This is a genomic window from Tetragenococcus koreensis, assembly GCF_003795145.1.
Taxonomy (GTDB): Bacteria; Bacillota; Bacilli; order Lactobacillales; family Enterococcaceae; genus Tetragenococcus; species Tetragenococcus koreensis.
The window spans coordinates 2146501-2163717 of sequence record NZ_CP027786.1 but is presented as its reverse complement, the minus strand read 5'-3'; the positions used below and the strand labels follow the sequence as shown (position 1 = coordinate 2163717).

The 17217-nt window shown below is 37.3% G+C and carries 14 protein-coding genes; 10 read left to right on the top strand and 4 right to left on the bottom strand.

Features of this window, described 5'->3' with window-relative positions; translation table 11 throughout:
• Window positions 1–69: 69 nt before the first annotated feature.
• Window positions 70–315, top strand: coding sequence for a Veg family protein (locus tag C7K43_RS10350; protein ID WP_124006778.1), 246 nt, complete (start codon window positions 70–72; stop codon window positions 313–315).
• A gap of 89 nt (window positions 316–404) precedes the next feature.
• Here C7K43_RS10350 and mscL read toward each other — a convergent pair whose 3' ends face one another.
• Window positions 405–890: a large conductance mechanosensitive channel protein MscL gene (mscL, locus tag C7K43_RS10345; RefSeq protein WP_124006777.1), complete on the bottom strand. Its 486-nt coding sequence runs from the start codon at window positions 888–890 to the stop codon at window positions 405–407.
• Window positions 891–1089: 199 nt separating this feature from the next.
• Between mscL and yfmF the strand changes: the two genes are divergently transcribed.
• The 7 genes from yfmF (at window position 1090) to rny (ending at window position 9663) form a co-directional block, all read left to right on the top strand.
• Window positions 1090–2358, top strand: coding sequence for an EF-P 5-aminopentanol modification-associated protein YfmF (gene yfmF / locus C7K43_RS10340; RefSeq protein WP_124006776.1), 1269 nt, complete (start codon window positions 1090–1092; stop codon window positions 2356–2358).
• Window positions 2351–3649, top strand: a complete 1299-nt coding sequence (yfmH, locus tag C7K43_RS10335; RefSeq protein WP_124006775.1) for an EF-P 5-aminopentanol modification-associated protein YfmH — start codon at window positions 2351–2353, stop codon at window positions 3647–3649. The genes yfmF and yfmH overlap by 8 nt, the downstream gene beginning before the upstream one ends.
• 97 nt (window positions 3650–3746) lie before the next feature.
• Window positions 3747–4628, top strand: coding sequence for a helix-turn-helix domain-containing protein (locus C7K43_RS10330; RefSeq protein ID WP_124006774.1), 882 nt, complete (start codon window positions 3747–3749; stop codon window positions 4626–4628).
• Window positions 4629–4697: 69 nt separating this feature from the next.
• Window positions 4698–5279, top strand: a complete 582-nt coding sequence (gene pgsA / locus C7K43_RS10325) for a CDP-diacylglycerol--glycerol-3-phosphate 3-phosphatidyltransferase (protein WP_124006773.1) — start codon at window positions 4698–4700, stop codon at window positions 5277–5279.
• Between the two features lie 158 nt (window positions 5280–5437).
• On the top strand, window positions 5438–6679 hold the full coding sequence (locus C7K43_RS10320; RefSeq protein WP_124006772.1) for a competence/damage-inducible protein A: 1242 nt from the start codon (window positions 5438–5440) through the stop codon (window positions 6677–6679).
• A 114-nt stretch (window positions 6680–6793) separates the two neighbouring features.
• Window positions 6794–7852 (top strand): recombinase RecA, encoded by a 1059-nt coding sequence (recA, locus tag C7K43_RS10315; protein ID WP_124006771.1) that lies wholly within the window; start codon window positions 6794–6796, stop codon window positions 7850–7852.
• Between the two features lie 254 nt (window positions 7853–8106).
• The gene (gene rny, locus C7K43_RS10310; RefSeq protein ID WP_124006770.1) at window positions 8107–9663 is read left to right on the top strand and encodes a ribonuclease Y; all 1557 of its coding nucleotides are present in this window, start codon (window positions 8107–8109) and stop codon (window positions 9661–9663) included.
• 49 nt (window positions 9664–9712) lie between these two features.
• Here the strand turns inward: rny and treR are convergent, their stop codons facing one another.
• From treR to C7K43_RS10295, 3 genes are read right to left on the bottom strand one after another with little or no spacing between them, the layout of a single operon-like run.
• Window positions 9713–10429 (bottom strand): trehalose operon repressor, encoded by a 717-nt coding sequence (gene treR / locus C7K43_RS10305; protein WP_124006769.1) that lies wholly within the window; start codon window positions 10427–10429, stop codon window positions 9713–9715.
• Between the two features lie 57 nt (window positions 10430–10486).
• On the bottom strand, window positions 10487–11137 hold the full coding sequence (gene pgmB, locus C7K43_RS10300; RefSeq protein ID WP_124006768.1) for a beta-phosphoglucomutase: 651 nt from the start codon (window positions 11135–11137) through the stop codon (window positions 10487–10489).
• Between the two features lie 19 nt (window positions 11138–11156).
• Window positions 11157–13787 (bottom strand): glycoside hydrolase family 65 protein, encoded by a 2631-nt coding sequence (locus C7K43_RS10295; RefSeq protein WP_124006767.1) that lies wholly within the window; start codon window positions 13785–13787, stop codon window positions 11157–11159.
• Between the two features lie 288 nt (window positions 13788–14075).
• Here C7K43_RS10295 and treP point away from each other — a divergent pair, with 288 nt between their 5' ends.
• The gene (gene treP, locus C7K43_RS10290) at window positions 14076–16073 is read left to right on the top strand and encodes a PTS system trehalose-specific EIIBC component (protein WP_124006766.1); all 1998 of its coding nucleotides are present in this window, start codon (window positions 14076–14078) and stop codon (window positions 16071–16073) included.
• Window positions 16074–16233: 160 nt separating this feature from the next.
• Complete coding sequence (gene ispE, locus C7K43_RS10285; protein WP_124006765.1) at window positions 16234–17085, top strand: 4-(cytidine 5'-diphospho)-2-C-methyl-D-erythritol kinase; 852 nt, start codon at window positions 16234–16236, stop codon at window positions 17083–17085.
• Window positions 17086–17217 lie beyond the last annotated feature (132 nt).

Sequence of the window (17217 nt, the reverse complement as noted above, 5' to 3'; positions counted from 1 at the left end):
TTTTTAGTTTTTATGGTATACTTTAAAATTCAAACAATTTGTGGTATAATGGAGTTTGAGGTGAATGTAATGCCAACGACTCTAGCAACGATTAAAAAAGCATTGGAAGGGCGCATTGGCAGTAAAATTATGCTAGTGGCTCAAACAGGAAGAAAACGTCAGACACAACGTCGGGGCGTTTTAACAGAAACTTATCCAGCAGTTTTTGTTGTGGATTTGGACCCAGAAGAAAATTCATTTGAACGGGTTTCTTATAGCTATTCAGATGTATTAACCAAAACAGTAGAAATTGAGTTCCTCTCTGACGCAATCTAATTTAAGATTGACAGAGAGGATTTGCTTAAAGGCAGACTCTTTTGTTAAATAGGAAAAAGTAGCGGTTTTCACTACTTTTTCCTATTTTTTTATTCTTGAGTATCTTCAGAATCTGTTTTTTTATCAGTTTCTTCAGTCTCTTCTACTTGGTTATCTTCGTCACTTTCAACTGGTAAACCTTGTTCTTGACGCATTAAATCACGAATTTCTGCTAAGTACTCTTCAGCAGTTGGCGCTGCTTCTTCTTGTTGCGTAAGGTTCGCTTTATTAGCCGTTTTGACAATTAAGAATAAAATAAAGCCAGTAATGATAAAGGTAATAATTGCACTGACAACATCGCCAAATTGGAACGTAACTCCTGCTCTTGGTGACCAATCCAATACAGACAACGAGCTTTCCAGGTCCTTAGTCCCTGTAATAGCAGCTACAAGCCAACCGACTAGCGGTGTGATTAATCCTTCAACAACTTGGTTAACAATAGCGGTAAAGGCACTTCCAATCACAACACCTACTGCTAAATCTAACACGTCACCAGCTAGGATAAACTCTTTAAATTCCGAAAAAACTCTTTTCAAACTTACACCTCCTATTTTCTGATTCTTAGTATAACGAAATGCTTTATTTTTTTAAAATAAATTGTTTTATCTTAGAAGATAGCATTAAATAGCTGATTGTTTAGCAAATTGATTTTTTCTTTTCTAAAGGTTAAGTATGTTATAATTGCCTTTAATAAGAACGTATCTTATTCATAAATTAATTCAAGGAGCATAGAAAATGGCCATTTCACTGCAACCTGGCGTAAATTTGACAGTTATCCCTACCGAAAAATTCAAAACGATTCGTTTATTCTTTCGTTTTTCGACTAAACATAGTAAAAAAGTTGCTGCTAAACGGACGCTATTAACTAGTCTACTGGAAACAAATAGCCTTAATTATCCTGATCATACAAAACTAAGCGAAAAATTAGCTGACCTATATGGTGCCAGTTTTGGGTTAAATGTTGGAAAAAAGGGGAATGTTCATCAAGTTAATTTAATGATGAATTTGGTAAATGGAAAGTATATCCATAACCAAGAGATTTTCGCAGAAGGTGTGAACTTTATTAAAGAGATTTTATTTCAGCCAAATATAAAAAATAATGCCTTTGACTTTGATACTTTTCAACGAGAAAAAGAAAATTTGAGCGATTATTTAGAAAGCTTGAAAGAAGATAAACAAACACTAGCTGCTTTACGTTTGCAAGAGCTTTATTTCGCTGATGATATCGACCAAAAGACGCCTAGCTTTGGAACAAAAGAAGATCTAAAGGATCTGAGCGCTTATGATTTAGTGCAAACCTATCAAGAAATGATGACGCAAGATCAGATTGATATTTTTGTGGTTGGCGATGTTGAAGAAGAAAAAGTAAGAAAAACAATAAGCACATTACCTTTTACATCACGAACATTCCACCAACCTGATATGTTTTATCAACAAGAACTAAAGGCAGAGGTACAAGAAGAAGTCTTATATGAACCTGTGATTCAAGCTAAATTGAATTTAGCTTATCAAACATCTATTTATTATAATGACCCACAGCGTTTTTCTTTATTAGTCTTCAATGGTTTATTTGGTGGTTTTCCGCATTCCAAATTGTTTATAAATGTGCGTGAAAAAGCGAGTTTAGCCTATTATGCTTCTAGTACATTCGATTCATTTCGTGGACTTGTTACAGTACAGACGGGTATTGATGGGAAGAATCGCCAACGCGTTCTTTCGTTGATTGAAAAACAATTAGACAGTTTGAAAAAGGGCGAGTTTACTGAAAGCGAACTTCAACAAACAAAGGTTATGTTAAAAAATCAGTTTTTACTTTCTTTAGACAGTTCCCGCGGTTTAATCGAAATCGCTTATTTAGAACAGTGGTTGTCTAAGTTAGTAGAAAGTGAAGAAGAATTTGAAAAGAAGATTATGGCAGTAACTAAAGCAGATGTAAAAAAAGTAGCGGAAGATCTCCAATTGCAAGCAATTTTTACAATAGATAAGGAGGTGTCTCATGAATAAAAAAGTTTATCCTGATCTCAATGAAGTATTATATACGGAAGTTCTTGCCAATGGCTTGACGGTGTTTATTTTACCTAAAAGAGTTTTTCATAAAACTTATGGGTTATTTAGTACTAATTATGGTTCGATTGATAATGAATTTGGTTATCAAGGTGAAAAACGTAAAAAAGTACCAGATGGTATCGCTCATTTTTTAGAACACAAAATGTTTGAGAAAAAAGAAGGCGACATTTTTCAAGAATTTGGCCGTTTAGGCGCTTCAGCTAATGCGTTTACTAGTTTTACTAAAACGAGTTATTTATTTTCTGCCACAGATCATATCCAAGAAAACTTATTAACCCTACTTGATTTTGTTCAAGCTCCCTACTTTACGCCAGAAACTGTGGAAAAAGAAAAAGGGATTATTGGTCAAGAAATCCAAATGTATCAAGATGATCCGGATTGGCGTTTGTTTTTTGGTCTGTTACAAAACCTTTATCCCAAACATCCACTTCATATCGACATTGCTGGTACAGTTGACAGTATAGATAAAATTACTGCTGCTGATCTATATGAAAGTTATCAAACTTTTTATCATCCTAGCAATATGATACTTTTTGTGGTAGGAAATATTGATCCACAAGAAACAATGTCTTGGATTAAGGAAAATCAAGTAGCAAAAACTTTTCCTGAGATTCGCCAGATCAAGCGGTATTTTCCACAAGAAACCTCAGAAGACATTGTGAGTTACTCATCTGCTACTATGCCAGTGAGTCGTCCCAAAGTTGTTCTTGGTGTAAAGGGATTTGAAGAAAATCTACCTGAAGGAAATAAAGAGCAGTTGCGTTTCCGGACGGCAATCAACCTATTGTTACAGTTACTTCTAGGAGATACTAGTAAAAATTATTTACGTTTGTACCAAGGAGGCATTATTGATGATAGCTTCGGTTTCGAATTTTTACTTGATCGTAGTTTTTATTTGGCTGATTTTTCTAGTGACACCGAACGGCCAGAAGAATTCTTTGCCGAAATTGAGCAGATTATTTTAAATTTTGCTAATGAAAAAGAAGTCAATGAAGAAAATTTAGCACGATTAAAAAAGAAAATGTTAGGAAGATATTTTCAATCTCTTAATTCATTAGAATATATTGCAAACCAATTTACGCAAGACCTTTTTGGCCAATTAACCTTATTTGATGTACCCGAGATTATTCATTCGATTCAATTGCAAGATTGTCTTGATGCAGGACAGCGTTTATTGCAAAAAGAAGCCATTGCAAAGTTTTATTTAAGATCAGAAAAAGAAGTTTAAAATTTGTTTGAAAGTAGAGGAATTATTTACTTTGCCGGGCTTTTTTATGGTATTCTAAAATTAGTATTGATAAAAAAAGACTGGAGAAGATGTACGCGTGGGCAATGAAATCATAATTGGCGAAAGATTGCGGCAAGCTCGTTTGAATAAAAACATCAGTATTGATGAGCTGCAACAAAAAACAAAAATTCAAAAACGTTACCTTGAAGCGATCGAAAAAGGAAACTTTGAAGCATTACCGGGAACTTACTACGTACGTTCGTTTATCCGGCAATATGCTTCAGCTGTCGGCGAAAACGGTAATTTTTTAGTCGACGTTTATGACGGAAAAGATAGTTTTGAGCCAGAGTCAAAACGAGCAAAACCTGAAACTGTACAAGGTTCTAGAAAAGCATTACACGAAGAAAACCCTCGTGCTAAAAAAACTCGGGATTATCTACCAGTGGTCCTATTGGGCGTCATTGCATTCATGATTGTAGGTGTAATCGCTTATGTTGCTTGGCAAGATCGTAATTCTGATCCGGTAATTGGTCAGACTGCTTCTTCTATAGAAGTGGATGGCTCTGTTACAACGGAACAGGAGCAATCGTCTGAGCAAGCAAGCACAGAGACAAGTCAGACAACAACTAGTTCTTCTGAAGAAGAACAAATGGAAGTTGCGATGGAAGACTCAACTCAATCACAAGCAACAATTCGGGTGACAAATGCCGAAGACCCATTAGAATTGGAAGTAACAGGAGAAGATGGACGTTGCTGGGTGGGTGTGTCTGTTAATGGCGACTATGCTATACAGGAGACCTTAGAACCAGGACAATCTGAAAGTACAACGCTACCAGAAGGGACAGAAAATTTTGTTATGACCTTGGGAGCGAGTGGAAACGTGGGGGTCAAAGTAAATGATGAAGAAGTTGATTTTGACGACCCTGACTACGAAGCGTTGCAAAAGGATTTGAACTTTGAGGTAACCTACCAAGATTAAGTGAGGAATTTGAATAATAAAAAGAAAGGAATGTATCACTGATTCTATCAGCGATATGAGGGGGATAAAGTGAATTTACCAAATAAGCTTACTGTTATCAGAATGTTATTGATCCCTGTTTTTATGGTAATCGTTGTTGCCCCGATGGATTGGGGCGTATTAACTGTTGGCAATACACAGTTGGAAATAACCAATCTAGTAGGAGCAGTGGTTTTTGCAGGGGCAAGTTTTACTGACTGGCTTGATGGAGAAATCGCGCGTAAACGAGGACTGGTGACCAATTTTGGCAAATTTGCCGATCCGTTGGCAGATAAAATGCTGGTCATGACGGCGTTTATTTTATTGGTTGACCTGGGTAAAGCGCCAGGTTGGATCGTGGCTATTATTGTGTGTCGTGAACTAGCAATTACTGGTTTACGTTTACTAATCGTTGAGCAAAATGGTAGCGTAATGGCAGCAGCATGGCCAGGAAAAATTAAAACAGCCACTCAAATGTTTGCTATCATCTTTTTATATATTGATAATATACCATTTAATTTGATCGCTTTACCATTGGGACAAATTCTATTATACATTTGTTTGTTCTTCACTCTATATTCAGGAGTGGATTACTTTATTAAAAATGCGGGCGTGTTCAAAGGCTCGATGTAAAAATATGAATGAAAAATAAAAAAGTTCGGATGGGCAATCGTTATTGTAACGTTTGCCCATTTGCTTTTTTAGCAAATTAAAAAATTAGAGAAAAAAATTTATTTATTTTAAAATGGAAATGAGACTTTTTTGCGTATTTAATAATAGGAGCGTGGAAAATGAAAGCAGAAATCATAGCAGTAGGTACTGAAATTTTATTGGGTCAAATTAATAATACGAACACAACATTTTTAGCACAAGAACTAGCTGGGTTAGGCATCGAAGTTTATTACCAAAGTGTGGTAGGTGATAATCCAAGACGTTTGGAAGAGGTATTACGGCTAGCAGACCAAAGAAGCGATTTGATTGTCTTATGTGGTGGCTTAGGCCCTACAGATGATGATCTGACAAAACAAGTCACAGCTAAACATGTTGGACAAGAGTTAGTGGCTGATGAAAGGGGTTATCAAAATTTATTAGCATTTTTTGAAAAACGGGAACGTCCGATGACGGAAAATAATCGCCTGCAAGCACTCGTTTTTAAAGATGGAGAATCTTTACAAAACAGCACGGGTCTAGCTGTGGGTATTTTCTACCAGTCTGAGTCAGGAAAATCTTATTTGCTATTACCAGGTCCACCTAATGAATTAGAGCCTATGTTTTTTAACGAAGCCATTCCTTTATTGCAACGTCATTTTCAATCAGACGAACGCTTAATTTCACGTGTGCTGCGTTTTTATGGCATTGGAGAGTCAGAACTTGTCACTAAATTAGCCGATCTAATTAAACAACAAACCAATCCAACACTTGCATCATATGCTAAGCCTAACGAAGTTACCTTGCGTTTAACGGTGAGTACATTAGATGAAGGTCAGGGGAAACAAAAACTTGACCAGATGGAAAAAGTAATTTTAGAGCGAGTAGGCGACTACTTTTATGGTTATGGAGAAAACAATTCTTTAGCGCAAGTGGTTGTTGATCTACTAAAAAGGAAACAAAAAACAGTAAGTGCAGCCGAAAGCTTAACCGCAGGTAGCTTTCAAGCCACATTAGGCAGTATTTCGGGCGTTTCTGAAGTCTATTCCGGCGGGTTTGTGACATATTCAGAAACGACTAAATTACAATTTCTTAAACTTGATTCAGAAATGTTAAAAAAATATGGTACGGTTAGCAAAGAGTGTGCCGAAGCCATGGCACTACAAGCTAGAAAACTAGCGGGTAGTGACTTTGCGCTTTCTTTTACAGGGGTAGCAGGACCTGACTCATTGGAAGGGCATAAAGCGGGAACCGTTTGGATCGGTCTAGCAACTGAAGATGGAGTAGAGAGTCACCTGTACCATTTTGCGCGTGATCGGAATTATATCCGCAATAGTGCAGTAATGACTGGCTTAGATTTGTTAAGAAGAAAGTTAATAAAATAAATACGAATATTTGTTCGCTTTTTTCTTGCTTTTTTTTTCAAAAAAAGCTATGATGGGGATACAATTGAATGAACAAATAAATAGTTTTTAAGAATATAAGGAGGTTTATCTTAATTGGCAGATGACCGTAAAGCAGCACTAGATACTGCATTAAAAAAAATTGAGAAGAATTTTGGCAAGGGCGCTATAATGAAATTGGGAGAAAAAGCAGATCAACGAATTTCAACTATCCCTAGTGGCTCACTTGCGTTAGACGTTGCATTAGGAGTCGGCGGCTACCCACGAGGTCGTATTGTAGAAGTATATGGACCTGAAAGTTCAGGTAAAACAACCGTTGCCTTACATGCTGTAGCTGAAGTACAAAAGCAAGGGGGCACAGCGGCTTTTATTGACGCAGAAAATGCACTGGATCCACAATATGCAGAACACTTGGGTGTTAACATTGATGAATTATTATTATCACAACCAGATACTGGTGAACAAGGCTTGGAAATTGCTGATGCGTTAGTTTCAAGTGGGGCAGTTGACATTGTGGTAGTCGATTCTGTGGCTGCCTTAGTTCCAAGAGCTGAAATTGATGGCGAAATGGGAGATGCCCACGTCGGTTTACAAGCCCGTTTGATGTCACAAGCCTTACGTAAATTGTCCGGTTCGATTAATAAAACCAAAACGATCGCTTTTTTCATTAATCAAATTCGGGAAAAAGTCGGTGTGATGTTCGGAAGTCCGGAAACGACACCTGGTGGGCGTGCACTAAAATTTTATTCAACGGTTCGTTTAGAAGTTCGTCGTGCTGAACAATTAAAAACGGGTACAGATATTATTGGTAACCGTACTAAACTTAAAGTTGTAAAAAATAAGGTTGCTCCCCCATTTAAAATAGCAGAAGTCGATATTATGTATGGTGAAGGTATTTCACAAGTTGGTGAATTATTGGATATGGCCGTAGAAAAAGACATCATTGATAAAGCTGGCGCCTGGTATTCTTATAAGGAAGACCGGATTGGACAAGGGCGGGAGAACGCGAAAAAATATATGAAAGATCGCCCTGAGATGGTTGCTGAAATATCAACTCGTGTTCGTAATGCTTTTGGTATTGGAACTGAAGATGACTCAGAAGTAGAGGAAGGACAAGAAGAACTTCCATTAGAAGAACAAGCAGAAAAAAATTAAACAATATTGCGCTTTTTGTGGTAACTATAATTACCATAAAAAGCGTTTTTTTAGGTTGAAATAAGTAAAGCAGACAATTAATTAGTCAACATCTCTTATTTTTTAAGTTGACACTCCTTACTACAAACATTAGAATTAAATTGTGTGTATTACACACATATGCAAGTAGGCATATTGGTAATTTATTTGTAAGTATGTTTATCAAAAAACTACAAAATTTGAAAATAAAAAGATAGTATGGAGGTGATTTACCAATGGGACTTAACATTCTCCTCGCTATCATCGGTTTAATTGTCGGACTTTTATGCGGAGTTTTTTATACAAAATCTCGTCATCAAAAAGGGATAGACGCTGCTAGTCAAAGCGCTGACAGTATTTTGTCTAGTGCAAAAAAAGAAGCAGAAACTCTGAAAAAGGAAACGTTGTTAGAAGCTAAGGAAGAAAATCAGCAATACCGGTCAGAAATTGAAAGTGAGTTGAAAGAAAATAAACGTGAATTAAAATCGCAAGAAAATCGCTTACTGCAAAGAGAACAATTACTTGATCGAAAAGATGATTCTTTGGAGAAACGTGAACAATCATTGACGGATAAAGAAAATAACGCCAGTGAAAAACAACAATTAATTGACGAGCGAGAAAAAGAGATCGAAGAAATTATTCAAAAACAACAAAGTGAACTTGAAAGAGTTGCTGCGTTGTCAAAAGAAGACGCAAAAGATATGATCATGAAATCAACCGAAGAAGAGTTGGATCATGAACTAACTGTGATGGTGAAAGAATCAGAACAGCGAGCTAAAGACGAAGCTGATCGCAAAGCAAAAGATATTCTATCGCTAGCCATTCAAAGTTGTGCCGCTGACCAAGTTTCTGAAACGACAGTTTCTGTAGTTACTTTACCAAATGATGAAATGAAAGGTCGTATTATTGGTCGTGAAGGACGCAATATTCGTACTCTTGAAACATTAACGGGGATTGATTTAATTATCGACGATACGCCAGAAGCAGTTGTATTATCAGGTTTTGATCCAATTCGACGTGAAACAGCGCGTATGGCACTGGAAAAATTGATTCAAGATGGACGTATTCATCCAGCTCGAATTGAAGAAATGGTTGAAAAAGCTCGTAAAGAAATGGATGGACGTATCCGTGAATATGGCGAGCAAACAGTCTTTGACCTCGGGATACATAGCATACATCCAGACTTGATTAAAGTCTTAGGACGGATGCATTTTAGAACGAGTTATGGACAAAATGTTTTGAATCATTCTATTGAAGTGGCAAAATTGACTGGCGTGTTGGCTGCTGAATTAGGCGAAGATATTCAATTAGCTAAGCGAGCAGGTCTTTTGCATGATATAGGAAAAGCTTTGGATCATGAAGTTGAAGGCTCTCACGTACAAATAGGGGCTGAATTAGCTGCTAAATATAATGAAGACCCAATCGTAATTAATGCGATTGCTTCACACCACGGGGATACAGAAGCAACTTCTGTGATTTCTGTTTTAGTAGCCGCGGCAGATGCACTTTCTGCAGCTCGACCAGGCGCACGTAGTGAGTCGTTAGAAAATTATATTCGTCGTTTAGAAAACTTGGAAAATATTTCTAATAGCTTTGCGGGTGTTTCTTATAGTTTTGCTGTTCAAGCCGGACGTGAGGTACGCGTCATGGTTAAACCAGAAGAAATTTCTGATATGGATGCGATTCGTTTGGTTCGTGATGTTCGTAAGAAAATTGAAGACGAACTGAATTATCCAGGAAATATCAAAGTTACTGTTATAAGGGAAACACGAGCAACTGAATATGCGAAGTAATAAAACATAAAGAAAAGGACAATCTTAACATTAAAGATTGTCCTTTTTTTTATGTTTTTCTTCTTCTAGCGAAATCAACGAAACGGAACTTGTCTAGACGATGGATTGATTCTGTGTATTCAAAACAGCGCGTATCTTCTAAATAGACTAAACTTCTAACAGTAACAACATGACGATCCTCTAAATGCAAGTCCATCAAATCTCTGAGCTCTTTATTAACAGGATCAGCGGCAATTTCCTTTTGGGCATAAGCAATCTCTAGGCCCAAATCCTTTTCGAAGTAATCATAGATAGAATTTTGTGCTTTGTCCTTAGGTAAGTCCGGTACAATATCAGCAAGAAGATAGTCCTTATCTAAAATGACAACTTCACCATTTATTTTACGTTGTCGAACTAATTTCCACGCTTCTTTGGCTACCGGCCAGCCAGTAATCTCGTGCAGCTTTACAGAAACAGCAATTTTTCGCAATTCGACAACTTTTGTTTCACTGGCAATATGTTGGGTCGTCTGCAATTCTTTGAAACTAGTTAGACCAGAAATTGGAAAATCAAAACGATTGATATCTAAAACAATGGAACCTTTTCCTTGTTTTTTTTGGATATAGCCGGCGTCTCGTAACAAATTTAATGCTTTACGTACTGTTTCTCTAGACACATCGTATAATTTGATCAGTTGGTTTTCACTTGGAAGCAAAGAATGGGGCGGGTATTCTTCAGACAATATTTTTTGTTCTAAGTCTAGAAATATTTCTTTGAACTTATTCATCGGAATGTTGCCTCCTTTTCGTTTATTATAGCTATAGCAAAAAGGAAAAGCAATTCGCTATTTTTGAAGTAACTCTTCCACTGAAAGTTCATTTAATTGTTTTACGCGTAAGTCTGCTTGATGTAAAGGCTCGGTTGTTTCAACTCCTACAGCAAACATACCGCAAGCTTTGATCCCCTCAATACCGGCTTGCGCATCTTCAAAACCCACAGCTTCTTCTGGAGCGATATGAATTGCTTGGGCAGCACGAATAAAAATTTCTGGATCAGGTTTTCCTTTTGCTAACGTAGCTGGATCAACGATAGCATCAAACTCAGTAAAAACTTCTAATTTTTTTAAGATAAATGGGGCATTTTTTGAAGCTGAAGCCACAGCACAAGGTATGTGATGTGCTTTAGCAGAATCTAAAAATTCTTTGAATCCTGGTAACAGGTCCTTAGGCGCTAAATCTTGTAGTAATTCTACGTAATGGTTATTTTTTTCTTCTGCTAGTGTTTCTTTTTGCGCTAAAGAAAGATCATCTTTTTTTCCACCATAGGCTAAAATTTTTTCTAAAGAATCCATACGGCCCACCCCTTTGAGTTGTTCGTTAAAGGCGAGGTCAATTTCGATTCCGAGCATTGCAGCTAAATCTTTCCAAGCGACATAGTGTAATTTAGCGGTGTCAGTGATGACACCGTCTAAATCAAATACAAATCCTTTTTTCATAGTTATAATCTCCTCGTATTTAGTAGGTAATAGTGGTTTTTTCATTAGCAGTTAACTTGATTTTCTTATTATTAACTTCAATATCAGTAGCTTGTGTTGCAGTAATAGTGATTGTTTCATGTGAAACAGAAATGCTAAAGTCAATGCCTCGAACAGTTATACAAAACTGGATGTTTGTCCAAGCTTGAGGTAAATTCGGTGCAAAACTAATTACGTCTTTACGAATATCCAAACCTGCAAAGGTAGTTAATGGAATATATAACGTTGCTGCCATTACTCCGGCGTGAATCCCCTCAGCGGTGGTTCCACCTTGGATATCGCGATAATCGGAATACAGCGCTTCTTGGTATAACTTCCATGATAATTCCTGATCGTCGACCATAGCAGCTAGCTGGGCGTGGACAACACGAGATAAGGTTGAACCATGAGAAGTCCTTGCTAGATAGTAATTAAGATTTTTTTGTACATAATCGGCTGGTACTTGGTAATTTAAATCTTGTAAGATGGTTGTTACTTGCTCTTTAGAAAAGTTGTAAAATATCATCAAGCTATCTGCTTGTTTAGCTACTTTATAATCATCAGCCGATTTCCCCTCGGCATTAAGAATACGGTCCATTCGATAAATATTGCCATATTTTTCTTTATAATGTTGCCAATCTAAATCTTTCAAATCAAAATAGCCGTTAAATTGAGCGATGATACCTTCTTCATTAATTTCTAAAGTTAATTGATGCTTAATGTTGTCCATTTTTTCTAGTAATTTATTAGTAACACCGGTTTTTTCTTGGATAGTGGAAAACTCTGTAGTAGAGAATTCGTTTTTTATCCGTTCGATTTCCTCGAATAACCATACGACCATCATATTTGTATAAGCATTATTTTTTAAGCCACTTTCTTTTGCTTCGGGGTAGCTTTCGTGGAATTCATCGGGCCCCATCACATGACTGATATCATAACGCTTAGTAACTGGGTTATAAACGGCTGCACTTTCCCAAAAATGTGCAATTTCTAAAAGCATTTCTAAACCATATGATTTCATGAATGACTCATCTTGCGTATTGTGCCAGTATAACCATATATTATACGCGATCGCTAAGGAAATATGCCGCTGTAAACGACTGTTATCTTTTTTCCATTTTTTGCTTATTGGGTTCAAATGTAGTTCTTGTGATTGTTCGGAACCATCTAAACTAGATTGCCAAGGAAACATTGCACCTTGGTAACCAGCTTCGTTTGCCTCTTTTTTAGCCATTTCGAGGCGTTTATAGCGATACAGCAATAATTGTTTAACCGTTTCTGGGAAGTGGAGAATATAAAAAGGAAAGATAAATAATTCATCCCAGAAAATGTGTCCACGATAAGCTTCACCATGTAAACCACGTGCAGCTATGGAAGCATCTAATCCTTGATTTCCATTAGGCGATGCTGATACCAGTAGGTGGTAAGTATGCAGATTTAATAATTTTTGTGACATTAAATCACCTGTGATGCTGATACCTGCTTTTTTCCATAGAGTCGTCCATTGTTCACTAGATTGTTGCAAGCACGTCTCAAACGTTGGAAAAGCCAATGCTTGCAGATCGATTTCAGGTATTGTTTCTTCTTTTTGGTATTGCTGTACAAGGACTGTTTTTTCAAAAGTATAAGAGTTTTGTTCTTCTACTTTCAATGGCACGCTTTGAACGATTTTATTTGTTTCTTGTTCAACAGTTAAATTAGCTAACAAATGATGGGAACTACGTAATTTTGCCTGTTGAGATACAGTAATATTTGAAGCGTTCGTTTTTGCTAGAAGTGATACAGTTTCTTTTTCGGCTTGCAATTCAGTAACTTGCAAATGGTCACTTGTCAGACTGCGATAGCGTTCAACATTGTAATTGTAAACTTGTCCATCAGCTTCTGAGACAAAGACAACTTCACCTGTAAAATTAAGCGGGGTAAACGTATAGCTAATTACATATTCATGAACATTTTCCATATTGGCAATTTTTTGAGTCTGGATCGCAATTTTTTTTCCATCTGCTAAGCCAAGCGTAGCCCAGGAGGTTAACACTCCATTTTTTAAATCAAGCTGGCGTTTCATATATAAAACTTGATTATGCTCAATGTCAATTCGGTTGCCATCGATGATTAAATACATCTTCTGTAGGTTTGGAGCATTGACGAAATCCTCATTATAGATGGTTTTATCGGCGACTTGTGAACCAGCCTCATTATAAAGTCCTGCTAGATAAAGTGCAGGATAGTTAGCATCACTAATCTCCATTTCTGGTGTCGTTCCCCGTAAGCCCATAAAGCCATTGCCGACAGTTAATAGTGATTCTTGAGCGTATTCGTTTTTTCCTGGATTATAGCCATAATAGGTGATATTCCAAGGAATTTGTGCCACTTTTTCGTTAAAATCTTCGGGTTGACCACAAACAAAAGGTCGATTGGTTTCTTCAGTTAAATATTGTGCTAGTTCGAGTGTTTGTTCTTCTTGTTCGAAGATAACTTCCTGGTCGATTGTTCCACCATCAACAGCTTGTGTGTTAATTTGTTCCTTTAGTTGGTCTATTCGTTGGTTTAATGGAGTGGATAGTGTCTCTGTGGTTCCATCTGACCAGTTGATTGTCCAGTGTTTTCCAGTTTCGATATGGATATGATTCATGAGATCTTCCTCCTGACTTGTCTATACATGCATTTTAATTATAACTAAAAATGAAAGCTTTTACAACGATAATATGGAAGTTTTTTTATAGTATGAGTGTAAACTTTTATTTGCAAAAAAATAACTTATAAATCAGTTGAAGTTCGTATTTTAGGGCAAAACTTTTCTTGAAAAAACAGAGATATTATAAAATAAAATGGCTAAAACGCTTGCAATATAGAACGTCTCAAGGTATGATTAATTTGTAATTATACATGTATATACAATTTTGTGGAGGAGGAAATCATCATGGGAAAATATCAAAAAGATGCTGAGCAACTGCTAAAAGATATTGGCGGCAAAGAAAATATCAACGCCGTCAGCCATTGTGCAACCAGGATGCGTTTTGTTTTGAATGACCCAGATAGAGCTGATCAGGAAGCAATCGATGAAATTCCTAGTGTAAAAGGAATGTTTACGAATGCGGGTCAGTTTCAAGTTATTATAGGTAATGATGTAGCTACTTTTTATAATGAGTTTAAGGAAATTTCAGGGGTAGAAGGTGCTTCTCAAGAAGAAACGAAGTCAGTAGCTAAAAAAAATCAGAACCCACTGCAAAGAGCGATTGGTGCCTTAGCTGAAATTTTTGCGCCGATCATCCCAGCCATTATTGTCGGGGGTCTTATTTTAGGTTTCCGTAATATTCTAGAAGGTGTTGATTTTGGCGGAGCAACGATTGTTGATCGTTCTACTTTTTGGGCGGCTATCAATGATTTTTTGTGGTTGCCAGGTGAAGCCATCTTCCAATTCTTACCCGTAGGTATTACTTGGAGTGTTACTCGTAAGATGGGCACCACGCAAATTCTAGGGATTGTCCTAGGGATTACCTTGGTTTCCCCGCAGTTACTCAATGCAAATGATGTAGCAACCACGGCTGCTGCAGATATTCCGACTTGGGATTTCGGGTTTGCCCAGGTTGATATGATCGGTTACCAAGGTCAAGTGATTCCAGCCATGTTGGCCGGATTTTTACTAGCGTATTTGGAAATTTTCTTTCGTAAGCACATTCCAGAAGCCATCTCAATGATTTTTGTACCATTGTTTGCCTTAGTACCGACCATCGTTGCCGCTCATGTCATCTTAGGGCCATTTGGTTGGTGGCTAGGTGATATTATTTCTAACGTCATTTTTGCAGGTTTAACATCTTCTCTCAGCTGGCTATTCAGCTTTGCCTTTGGCTTATTTTATTCGCCTTTGGTCATTACCGGCTTGCATCACATGTCAAATGCAATTGACTTGCAACTGATTGCCTCTGAGGTAACAGATCATACAACCAGTTTGTGGCCGATGATTGCTTTATCCAATATTGCGCAAGGTTCAGCTGTATTAGCTGTTATTTACTTGCACCGTGGAGATAAAAAAGAAGAACAAGTGTCAATTCCGGCAATGATTTCATGTTACCTAGGTGTCACCGAACCTGCAATGTTTGGGATTAATTTGAAATATCTCTATCCTTTTGTGGCTGCTATGGTAGGTTCAGGTTTTGCTGGATTGTTTAATAACTTTATGGATGTACGTGCAAATTCCATCGGTGTTGGTGGTTTGCCAGGGATTTTAGTTATTAATAGCCAAATTGGCGGTGGTTATTTGTCATTTGCAATTGCAATGGTAATCGCTATTGTGGTTTCATTTATGTTAACAGTTATCTTTAGAAAACGAGGAATCTTCAATAAGGAAGATCGTGAAGAACCAGCACCAGCAATTGCCGCTGATGCTGCAGCATCAGGTAGTATCGATCTTTCTTCTTCTGAAGAAGGGGCCACTGCAACTTCTGCTGCTAACTCAGTAACAACTGAAAAACTATTTGCTCCGGTTTCTGGTGATTTACTTCCTATTACTGCGGTTGATGATCCTGTCTTTTCGCAAAAAATGATGGGGGATGGTTATGCAGTAAAACCAACGGATGATAAAATCTACGCACCAGTGGTAGGAACGATATCAAGCGTATTTGAAACTAAACATGCGATTGGTATTTTAACACCAGGTGGCGCAGAAGTACTTGTTCATATGGGCTTAGATACGGTTGAATTAAAGGGGACGCCTTTTACAGTTAATGTGAACGAAAATGATCAAGTGACTACAGATACTCAATTAGCTTCGATGGACCGAAAAGCGGTGGAGGAAGCTGGGAAACAAACGGACGTTTTAACGGTATTCACGAACGGAGACAAGATCGGCTCACTTTCTATTGAAGATAAAGATGAGGTTGTCGCTCAAGAGGAGATCGGTGAGGTTGAAATTAACTAAGAGTCGCACGAAGATTTGCCTTTAACTTGCGTAAAAAGCAGCGATTAGTCGTTGTTTTTTGCGCTTTTCTTGTGTTTGTTTTAAAACCGTCACTTGTATCTATACAAGGAAAATCTGCTATGATAAAATACAACATGACTATTTCGAATGGGTGGAAAACATGGAAATAATTGAAAAAGCACCGGCAAAAATCAATTTAGGCTTAGATGTGCTGCATAAAAGAGAAGACGGCTATCACGAGTTAGAAATGGTCATGTCAAGTGTTGATTTGGCTGACCATTTAAGTTTTGAGCGCCTGCCTGAAGATCAAATTGTTATTGAATCCAATAAAGCTTTTTTACCGATTGATCATCGCAATAACGTTTACCAAGCAGCCGCTATTATAAAAAAACGCTACGATGTTACTGAAGGAATCAAAATTACTATTCAAAAAAATATTCCAGTTGCGGCAGGACTTGGTGGTGGTAGTACAGACTGTGCTGCTACTTTGCGTGGTTTAAATCGCTTATGGTCACTAAATCTTTCGATGGAAGAAATGATTGATATTGGTATGCACGTTGGCACAGATGTTCCTTATTGTCTATATGGCACTACTTCATTTATTGCTGGTAAGGGTGAAATTGTTAAAGAATTGAGGCCGATGCCCCCTTGTTGGGTTATTTTAGTTAAGCCGCGTATGAGTGTTTCAACTAGGAAAATTTTTCAACAAGTGGATATGACACGTATCACACATCCTGATATGAAGAATCTAGCTGCAGCAATTTTAAAGCAAGATTATCAAGAGATGTTGTATTATATGGGAAATAGTTTAGAAGACGTAACTATTCCTAAACATCAGGTGATCCAACAGATCAAAACACGTATGATCAAGTATGGTGCTGATGCTGCTTTAATGAGCGGTAGCGGTCCTACTGTATTTGCTTTATGTCAAAAGCAAAGTCGTGCGAAGCGGATTGTAAATGCGGTAAAAGGCTTTTGTGATGAAGTATATATGGTACGAACATTAAATTAATGACATAAGGACTGTGACATAAGAAAAAACAAGTCAAAAATATCCGAACTATATTTATTGAGATTTGCTAATCATTGTGGATTTGCGACGAGTAACCGCAGGAGCAGTGTTTTGTGCGACGAGTAATCGCAG

Bases quoted from the DNA above. Each gene is read 5' to 3' on its own strand.
- C7K43_RS10350 (WP_124006778.1), top strand. From the start codon at position 70: ATGCCAACGACTCTAGCAACGATTAAAAAAGCATTGGAAGGGCGCATT.
- yfmF (WP_124006776.1), top strand. From the start codon at position 1,090: ATGGCCATTTCACTGCAACCTGGCGTAAATTTGACAGTTATCCCTACC.
- yfmH (WP_124006775.1), top strand. From the start codon at position 2,351: ATGAATAAAAAAGTTTATCCTGATCTCAATGAAGTATTATATACGGAA.
- C7K43_RS10320 (WP_124006772.1), top strand. From the start codon at position 5,438: ATGAAAGCAGAAATCATAGCAGTAGGTACTGAAATTTTATTGGGTCAA.
- rny (WP_124006770.1), top strand. From the start codon at position 8,107: ATGGGACTTAACATTCTCCTCGCTATCATCGGTTTAATTGTCGGACTT.
- treR (WP_124006769.1), bottom strand. From the start codon at position 10,429: ATGAATAAGTTCAAAGAAATATTTCTAGACTTAGAACAAAAAATATTG.
- pgmB (WP_124006768.1), bottom strand. From the start codon at position 11,137: ATGAAAAAAGGATTTGTATTTGATTTAGACGGTGTCATCACTGACACC.
- C7K43_RS10295 (WP_124006767.1), bottom strand. From the start codon at position 13,787: ATGAATCATATCCATATCGAAACTGGAAAACACTGGACAATCAACTGG.
- treP (WP_124006766.1), top strand. From the start codon at position 14,076: ATGGGAAAATATCAAAAAGATGCTGAGCAACTGCTAAAAGATATTGGC.
- ispE (WP_124006765.1), top strand. From the start codon at position 16,234: ATGGAAATAATTGAAAAAGCACCGGCAAAAATCAATTTAGGCTTAGAT.